Below are 8624 nucleotides of genomic sequence, written 5' to 3'. Positions count from 1 at the left end.
CTGGTCCCGATGGCGCCGACGACGCCAACACCAAGCCCGAACCTGCCACTACCGACGACGCGGCTACCCCTGACCAACTGCCGTTGCAGTACTAGCGGGTGCCGGCCGGCTCGCCGTCCCGGGGCGCGGACCGGGACGGCCCGCCCATCACCGCGCTGCTCTCCCGGACCAGCACCGTGTGCGGCGCGATGATCCGGGTCGGGGCCACGTCGGGCAGGGCGATCCGGCTCGTGACCCGGGCGACGGCCTCGCGGGCGATCAAGGCGGTGTCGACGCTGACGGTGCTCAGGGCGGGCCGCGCGTACCGCGCCTCCTCGCTGTCGCCGATGCCGACCACGGCGACGTCTTCCGGGACGCGCAGGCCCGCGTCGAAGACGGCCCGCATCGCACCGATCGCCAGCAGGTCCGAAAGGCTCACTTGTAGGCCGCCACTTGCAGAACCACGACTCGGACACCCCCAACGCCCGACAGGCCAGCGCGTGCGGCACAGCCATGCCCGGTCCTCTGGGAAGCGATGAAAGCAGCCACGCTCACCGGCCCGTCGCTTCCTTGCCCCACAGGACCACGGATCGCTCGAGGACATCACGCTCCATCGCCAACTCGGCGTTCTCCCGCCGCAACCGCGCCAGCTCCGCCCGCTCGTCCTCGGCCAACTGCCCGGCAGCGGCCTCGCCACGAGCGGCACGATCGGGCTGCACCAGTTGGCCAGGGTGCCGCTGTTGATCCCTAGATCACGCGCTACCTGCGCAATCGACTTCCCGGTCTCACGCACGATCCCGACCGCAGCCGCAGGAAATTCGGATCAAACCGGCGTCTCTTCTCCGCCATGAACCCCTATCCCTCAAGTTCTGGCCACCACATCACAAGGGTAAGGGAATTGCATGAAATCCGGCGACTCGGCCGGAAGGTCTGTAAGCCCACGACCTCCACGCCTTCGCTGCGGAGGAACCGGACCCGCGGCCCGCGGGTCGAGGCGGAGTCCGGTCGCAGTCAGCGGCGTTGCGGGCGTACCGACAACTTCGGAGCATTGACACTGATCAAGCTTTAGGGCACACTTTCCGCAGTCGCCTCAGCGCAGACGGTGAGCCCCTTGTAGCAAGCGTGTTTCGAGCAGGATACATAGATTGGGCCGCGTCCTCACAATGATCGTGAGAATGCGTAAAACCTTGTATGAGTATCTGGTCGTCGGTGGGTCAGTCGCCTGCCGGGCGCTTTCGCGTGCCTGCGCGACTGCGTGGCAGAGTTCTGCCAATCGTGCGTAGCGGTCTCGACTCGCCTCTGAAGGCCGGGTGTCGTATTCGCGGCCGAGGCGGTTGATCCAGGCCCAGATCGTGAGTTCACCCGTTCATTTTTCCATGAATCGGAGATCTAGTGCGCATCGCCTTCCTCACCACGACTCAGCATGGTCACCTCAACCCGTACATTCCGGTGGTCAATGCGCTCCAAGCCGCCGGCAATGAGGTTGTGCTGCTGCTGCTGTCTGCGGACGGCGGCGCGCTCGGTGAGCAGCGTCGCCAGGCCCTGGGCGCGGCGGAGGTCCACATGGTCGGGGAGGTCCAGATGGCGCCGTGGAGCGACGATCCGGCAAAGATCGGTCCGATGCTCGAGTCGTCACCGGTGGCGGGCCAGGTGGCTGATGCGCTGCGGGCGACGGCGCCGGACTTCACGCTGCTCGATTCGCTGCCGGTACTGGCGGCAGCGATGGCCGGGGCGCAGGCATCCGATGTGCGGTACGGGATGATATGGGCAAATCTGGGCGGAGTATGTCCAAGGGAGCGCCGGCAAGGTCGCTGGCTGTACGACGAACAGGTTGGCGACTATCTGACCAGGCGCGGAGTGTTGTGGTCGACCCGGACTCATTCGGCGCGTTCGCCGATTCTCAATCTCATGCCGACGATTCCCTCGCTCGTCGGGGATGAGGCGGTCACCGACGACGGTGTGCAGCTGGTCGGGTTGCCGGGTGCGGCAGGCAAGCGCGGCGACGAGGTCGCCTTTCCCGGCCTGGAGGAGATCGACCCCGGTCGGCCGCTGGTGTTCGTCTCCTTCGGCACGATCTTTTTCAGGCGGCCCGACCTCCTCCGCACGGTGATCATGGGGGCGGTGAAGACCGGTGCGCAGGTGATCGCCTCAGTGGGAGATATCGCTGAGGAACTCGCGCTGCCCGCTGACGTGCTTACCGCCCCGTACGTGCCACAACGTGAGGTGCTTGAGCTCGCCGATGCGTTCATCACCCATGGCGGCTACAACTCGGTGGCGGAGTCGATCCGGGCGGCGACACCGATGCTGGTGATCCCGCTGGCCGTGGATCAGCCTATCCAGGCGCACTTCGTAGAAACCGCGGGCTTCGGGACGGCATTGGAGCCGGCCGACGTCACAGAACAGGCGGTCGCTGACGCTGTCACCAATCTGCTTGATCCCGGCCGGGACTACCGGGCGCGGCTGCGCGCGGCGCAGCCCGAGTGCGGCGACTCCGCCGCGCGCACGGCAGAACTGGTCATCAGCATGGGCGAGAAGCTACAGCGAAAGGGGGAGCAGTGACGATAGAACTGCAGCGGCCGGTGGGCGATCGGATCGTCTTCGATGATCTTGAGAGATTCTCATTCCGGGTGGACCGCCGGGCCTATACAGACGACGACGTGGCCGCACAGGAGATGACCAAGATCTTCGATCGCTGCTGGTTGTACGTAGGGCACGAATCGGAGGTGCCCGCGCCGGGCTCCTACGTGTCACGTGACGTCGGAGGGCGCCCGGTGGTCATGGCGCACGGCTCCGACGGGGTGATTCGGGTGTTCGCCAACAGCTGCCCGCACCGCGGGGCTCTGATCTGCTCGCAGTCAGCCGGGCAGGCCAGATCGTTCCGGTGCCCGTACCACGACTGGACATTCTCCAACCGGGGTGACCTGGTCGGAGTTCCGCTCCCGGACGGGTACGGCCCAGGCTTCCGCAAGTCCGACTTCGGCCTGTCGCGGCACCGTAGCGACAGTTACCGGGGTTTCGTGTTCGCGACCTTCGATCCCGAGCAGCCACGCACCTTGACCGAGCATTTGGCGGGCGCGACGGAGTACCTTGATCTGATCGCCGACCAGTCCGAAGTGGGAATGGAGGTGATCCAAGGTGCGCAATTGCACGGGGCTCGGGCCAACTGGAAGCTCATGATGGAGAACAGCGTCGACATCTACCACTTCCGCGCCCTGCACAAGCGTTACGTGAGCTACATCGAGTCGCTTGGGACAACGGCACCGCGACGACGAGGCGGCTTCGCCCGCGCTCTCGGACGGGGGCATGGCGCCAATGAGTTGGTACCGGCGGCAGCCCGACCGCTCGCCTACTGGACGCCGATGTTCCCCCCCGAGGTCAGGTCACGGATGGAGGCGACGGCCGCACGGTTCGTCGAACGGTTCGGCGCCGAACGCGCTCAACGGATCACCGGCGCCAATCGGGCGTTGATGATCTTCCCGAATCTGATGATCATCGACGCGATTGGGATCACCATCCGCAAGATCGACCCGGCCGGCGCCGGCCAGATGTCCATTACCTCAGTCGCGCTGGCCCCCAAGGACGAGGATCCGGACATCCGGGAGCTGCGAAAGAGTCACTATCTGACCTTCCTCGGTCCCGCCGGCTTCGCCACCCCCGACGACATCGAGATCATCGAGTCCTGTCAACGGGGCTACCTCAATCGCACGCTCCGCTACTCCGACCTGTCACGCGGAATGGCCAAGGATGTCCCCGAGACCACCGATGAACTCCCGGCCCGCGAGTTCTGGCGGCAGTGGGACCGGCTGATGCACGACGGCGACGACGACCACGAGGAAGCTCACCACGTCACTCAGCGGGCCGAGAGGCAAGGGGCGCAACGGCGATGACCACCGACGCGATCAACACCGAGCCGGCGGTCGACGAGACGGCCCAGATGCGGCTGTGGCACCGGGTGAGCCAGTTCCTCTTCCGTGAGGCGCGGCTGCTCGACGAGTGGCGCCTGCACGAGTGGTACGACGAGATGCTGACCGACGACATCCGCTACCTGGTGCCGGCTACCGACGTCCGGGGCGAGTCGACCGATGCGCTCGGGCTCATCGACGACAACGCCGCCCGGCTGCGCCAGCGGATCGAGCAACTCCTCAACGGCGAGGTGTGGTGCGAGAATCCCCGGTCGCGGACGAATCGGATGATCAGCAACGTGGAGATCCTGGCTGATCGGGGCAAGCACCTCGATGTGACGGCGAATGTCGTCGTGTACCGGTTCGGGCACGGGCGCTCTGACTCCTACGTCGGAAAATGTCGGCTCGAACTCGCCGTCGAGGGCGAGTCGTTCCGGGTCCGGAGACGTCTCGTGGTGCTCGACCACGAGAGTCTTTACGAACACGGAAAGCTCAGCGTCATCCTCTGAGACCTGGCAGGGACACGGCCCTCCACACAGCCTTGGCGCAGTGTTGGGTCTAGTTCTGGCTGCGCCGTACCGCTGCTCGTCGCCTTCGTGGCGTCGTAGGAATTCACCACTGTCCGACAGGCCACCTGGCAACACGAAGGAGTGATCGATGGACCAGTCGCTTGCCCGACATGAGCGGGGTGAGGCCATGTTCAAGCACGTTTTCGGCCGTGAACCCCGCCCAGGCTCCTACCCCGACTTCCTCCAGCTCACCATCGATCACTTGTTCGGTGAGATCTGGACCCGCCCGCACCTGAGCATCGAGGAGCGCGAGTTGATTGCGCTGACCGCGGTCACCCTGGCCCGGACCGACTGGGAGCTGCGCGGCCACATCGGCGCCGCCCTGCACCTCGGGATGCCACGAGAGAAGATCGTCGAAATCATCATCCAGCTCGCCTACTACGGAGGCTGGCCGGTCGCCAACAACGGGCTGCGCATCGCCCAAGAGGTATTCGCCGAGCTCGACGCTGGCAAGGACACCGACCATGACCAGTGACCCTGCTCCCCTCGACCCCGCCGTCAAGGTCGATCTCTGGCGCCAGCGGTTCTTCGAGGCCCAGGCGGCCGCCGAAGAGTTCATCCTCGGCGTGCACGGCGATGAGGGCGTGTCCGCGTGGATCCAGGCGAACTCGCGCATCACTGCAGACCTACTGCAATCGCAGCGGCCCGCCGGAGAGTCTGCCACCATCCATTTCATGACCCGGCTGCAGCGCCAACTGCTGCTCTACGACTCGGCAGTGACCAGCGAGCCCCAGCCCTCTGGCACCGTCCTGCGCAACGCCGAGTGTGGGATCCTGCGGTACCGCAAACAGGCCGCCGGCGCCGGCGTCAAACTGACTTTCGCATCACCATGTCCGTACTGTCAGGAACTCAACACCGCCATCGCCGCCCGCTACGTCGAATCGGACGTCACTGTGTCGTGCGAACAGTCAGGCGACGGATGCACCTGGCGCGCGGAATCCCGTCACGCTTCAGGGGACGGCGCGACCGGGTCACCTGACCGCGGCGGAACCGTAGATTAGACCGACAGCAGCGCCGTCGGTCGTCGAATGTCGGGCCGGCGGTTCGACATCGAACTTTTAGCAACTTGATGCTCGGCTTCCCACGTCGGGAATTCCGGCTTCTGAACTGGAATGGAGACCGCCGATGAAGGCATCAGTCATTGTGCCGACATTCAACTCGTCCGTGCTGCTGGACAGATGCCTTCGCACGTTCCGTGCACAGAAGCTGGCTGCCTCCGATTCCCTCGAAGTACTCATCGTCGATGATGGATCGACCGACCCGACAGCAGAAACGGTGCAGCGTCATATGATAGCTGACTCCCGGTTCCGCTACCTGCATCTTCCTCGTTCCGCGACGTCGTCCAGAAGTGCCGCAAGAAATCGCGGTGCAGAAGAGGCGACCGGCGACATCCTGATTTTTGTCGATGGCGATCAACTGGTTCCGCCCACCTTCACCGATCGGCATCTTCGCCACTACCGCGTCACGCCCGAGAAGAAGGCCGTCATCGGCTTCAGAAAATACCTGCGGGCTCCGGATGCGTTCGACGATCGCTTCATCAAGGACGGCGCCGAGGAATTCCTTGGCAGCTTGATCAAGAGCGACATCAGACTGGACCTGCTGAGTCGCCTGAGCGATCTAGGTGGCGATCTGAAGACATCGTGGCATCTGTTCTTCACGTGCAACGTCTCTGTTCCGAGCGTCGACTACAAGCGCGTCGGTGGGTTCAACGAGGAATTTCGGGGATGGGGCCTGGAGGATTCCGAGTTGGGGTACAGGCTGGGGCGCTCCGGCACGCAGATCGTCTTCGACGAAGAAAGCTTCGCCTACCATCAAGGGCCGCCCCTGAGCCCCAATAAGCCTTTCTACGAGGACTGGCTGAAGAACTTGAGCCTATTCATCGCGCTACACAAGGAAGCTCCCGAGGTGATCCTGCAGGCCATGCTTGCGCCAATCTTCAACCCTGCGGTCGGTGCCAACTGGACCGATCTCTACGAGCAGTTCGAGATGTGCGCAAGGTCGACCCCCGCAGCCTTTCCTGGGTCACGTGTTGAGGTTGAGGTCGGCGAATTTCCTGCTCCTGTCGCGTAGGCAGAACTGGGGGACGATTCCGAAACGCATCTATGAACAACTACGCCTACATCTCCCTACGTCACTAATTCATTCAATTGAGATTGATGAAACATCTTGTGCAAGCCGAAGTCGTCGATGTTGCCGGCCTCGGTCGGCACGTCACGTGCAGGGCTCTGCCATGCGCCGATAGGGTTCACAGCCGCATGGGAGGCGCCTGGTGGTGACGATGCACGAGAGGTCTGTGTGGGCGGAATTTGTTCACGGCCACAGGTCGCGCCTTGACGGGCGAATGAGAATCTTGCACCTGGTGCCCAATGCCGGCTGGCCGCTGGTTTCGTCCGCCGTGATGATCCAGATCGCCGCAGGGATCCTGCCGGTCGCGTTCATCCTCGCCACCTCAGCCGTGGTCGCCCGAGTGCCGGACGCGGTAGCCGGCGGGCTCGGATCGGTAGCCTGGAGCGATCTTCGGACCAACTTGATCCTCGCGGCGGCCGCGTTCTTCGGAGTGCAGCTGCTGCTGCCGGTACAGGAACTGCTCGGCAACCTGATCCGCCGTCGCCTCGACGATCTCGTCCGTGACCGGTTGATGGCGGCCTCCCAAGCGAGCGGCGGCGTGGCCGTCATGGAGGATCCAGAGCTGCTCGATCACGTCGCCGACGCCAAGGACCGGCTGCGAACCGAAATGTGGTCGCCGGGTGCCGCGGGCGCCGGTCAGATCGCGCTGATCTCGCGGTACCTACAGACCGTGCTCGCCGCTGGGATCACGTCGGTCGCCTTCGTGTGGTGGGCCGGGCCAGCTCTGCTCGTCGCGGCCCTGACGATCCGCTTCGGCTACCGCCTCGGCCTGTCGGTGTTCACGGAGGTCTTCCGGAGCACCGCCCGGCTGCGGCGCCGCAGCGAATATCTCCGTACCATGCTGCTCCAGCCCGCGGCGGCGAAGGAGTTGCGGGTCTTCGGCCTTCTACCTTGGTTGCAGCAGGAGTACACGTCGGCCGCCACGGACGCCGCGCTCCCGGTCTGGCGGGCCCGGCGTCGGCTGTTCTACGGCCCCTACGTTCTCTATGTTCTTGTCGCTTTCGTGCTGCTGGGCGCGCTGCTGACGGGAGCGGCTCAGGCAACGGCAGCCGGACTGCTCGGCTTGGGCGGGTTAATACTCGTATTCCAGGCGTCCCTGGCCGCCATGAGGATCGGCGGGTTCATCGCCGAGTCCGATGTGGCGACCGAGCAGGGCCTCAATGCCTACCGGTCGGTGGAGCGGATCGAGAGGATGAGCGAAGCCGACGCCCGCGCCACCGAGAGCGGCAAGGGCGATCCGGCTGGACTGCCCAGAACGGTGCTGAGATTCGACAAGGTGTCCTTCGCCTACCCGGGCGGGCTACCGGTGCTGAACGACCTCGACCTCACCATCGAGGCCGGCCGGTCGCTGGCGATCGTCGGCCTCAACGGCGCTGGCAAGACCACCCTCGTGAAACTGTTGGCCCGGCTCTACGAACCGACGGCCGGGGCGATCACCGCTGACGGCGTCGACATCCGGACCTTCCCGGCCACGGCGTGGCAGCGCCGGGTTGCGGCGATCTTCCAGGACTTCACCCACTTCGAGTTGCCAGTGCGCGACAACGTCGCCTTCGGCGCGATCGAGATGCTCACCGAGCCGGAGCGTGCCGACAAGGTGGTCCGGGCTGCCCTGGAGAAGGCCGGCGCGGCGGATTTCGTCAATCATCTCCCCTGTGGCCTGGATACTCCACTGTCACGGCGATACGCCGGCGGCGCCGAACTGTCCGGCGGGCAGTGGCAGCGGATCGCGATCGCCCGCGCTCTCGTCGCCGTCGAGGGTGGCGCCAGCATTCTCGTCCTCGACGAGCCGACCGCCAACCTGGACGTGCGGTCGGAGGTGGCGTTCTTCGAGCGGTTCCTCGACCTGACACGGGGAGTCACCAGCGTGGTCATCTCGCACCGGTTCTCCACGGTGCGCCGTGCCGACCGGATCGTCGTGCTGGAACACGGTCGCGTCGTCGAGGAAGGCACCCACGAAGAGCTGCTCGCCCTCAACGGTCGCTACGCGGAGCTGTTTCGGCTTCAGGCGGCGCGGTTCACCGAGGAAGAGGGAGAAGGCGGTGAATAG

Annotated in this window: 9 protein-coding genes; 7 read left to right on the top strand and 2 right to left on the bottom strand. The window is 65.1% G+C overall.

Annotated elements, in window-relative coordinates; translation table 11 throughout:
- Positions 1-91: 91 nt before the first annotated feature.
- A complete protein-coding gene (locus tag EV374_RS32880) occupies positions 92-418 on the bottom strand; it encodes a type 1 periplasmic-binding domain-containing protein (protein WP_486485674.1) in 327 nt (108 codons plus the stop codon).
- Between the two features lie 112 nt (positions 419-530).
- Positions 531-698, bottom strand: a complete 168-nt coding sequence (locus tag EV374_RS32470) for a hypothetical protein (protein ID WP_207914010.1) — start codon at positions 696-698, stop codon at positions 531-533.
- A gap of 673 nt (positions 699-1371) precedes the next feature.
- On the opposite strand from EV374_RS32470, the gene EV374_RS10395 reads away from it, so the two are divergent.
- From EV374_RS10395 to EV374_RS10365, 7 genes are all read left to right on the top strand, one after another.
- Positions 1372-2538: a glycosyltransferase gene (locus EV374_RS10395; protein WP_132233954.1), complete on the top strand. Its 1167-nt coding sequence runs from the start codon at positions 1372-1374 to the stop codon at positions 2536-2538.
- Positions 2535-3866 carry an aromatic ring-hydroxylating dioxygenase subunit alpha gene (locus tag EV374_RS10390; RefSeq protein ID WP_486485673.1) on the top strand — a complete coding sequence of 444 codons (1332 nt, stop codon included), beginning with the start codon at positions 2535-2537 and terminating at the stop codon, positions 3864-3866. Before EV374_RS10395 ends, EV374_RS10390 begins: the two co-directional genes overlap by 4 nt.
- Positions 3863-4390, top strand: coding sequence for an aromatic-ring-hydroxylating dioxygenase subunit beta (locus EV374_RS10385; RefSeq protein ID WP_132233952.1), 528 nt, complete (start codon positions 3863-3865; stop codon positions 4388-4390). Before EV374_RS10390 ends, EV374_RS10385 begins: the two co-directional genes overlap by 4 nt.
- A 148-nt stretch (positions 4391-4538) precedes the next feature.
- Complete coding sequence (locus EV374_RS10380) at positions 4539-4925, top strand: carboxymuconolactone decarboxylase family protein (protein ID WP_132233950.1); 387 nt, start codon at positions 4539-4541, stop codon at positions 4923-4925.
- Positions 4915-5451, top strand: a complete 537-nt coding sequence (locus EV374_RS10375) for a hypothetical protein (RefSeq protein ID WP_132233948.1) — start codon at positions 4915-4917, stop codon at positions 5449-5451. Before EV374_RS10380 ends, EV374_RS10375 begins: the two co-directional genes overlap by 11 nt.
- A gap of 124 nt (positions 5452-5575) precedes the next feature.
- Entirely contained in the window at positions 5576-6520 is a 945-nt protein-coding gene (locus EV374_RS10370) for a glycosyltransferase (RefSeq protein ID WP_132233946.1), read from the top strand.
- Between the two features lie 289 nt (positions 6521-6809).
- A complete protein-coding gene (locus EV374_RS10365; RefSeq protein ID WP_165947738.1) occupies positions 6810-8624 on the top strand; it encodes an ABC transporter ATP-binding protein in 1815 nt (604 codons plus the stop codon).

This window comes from Micromonospora sp. CNZ303 (assembly GCF_004345505.1).
This window is presented reverse-complemented; position numbering and strand designations above follow the sequence as displayed.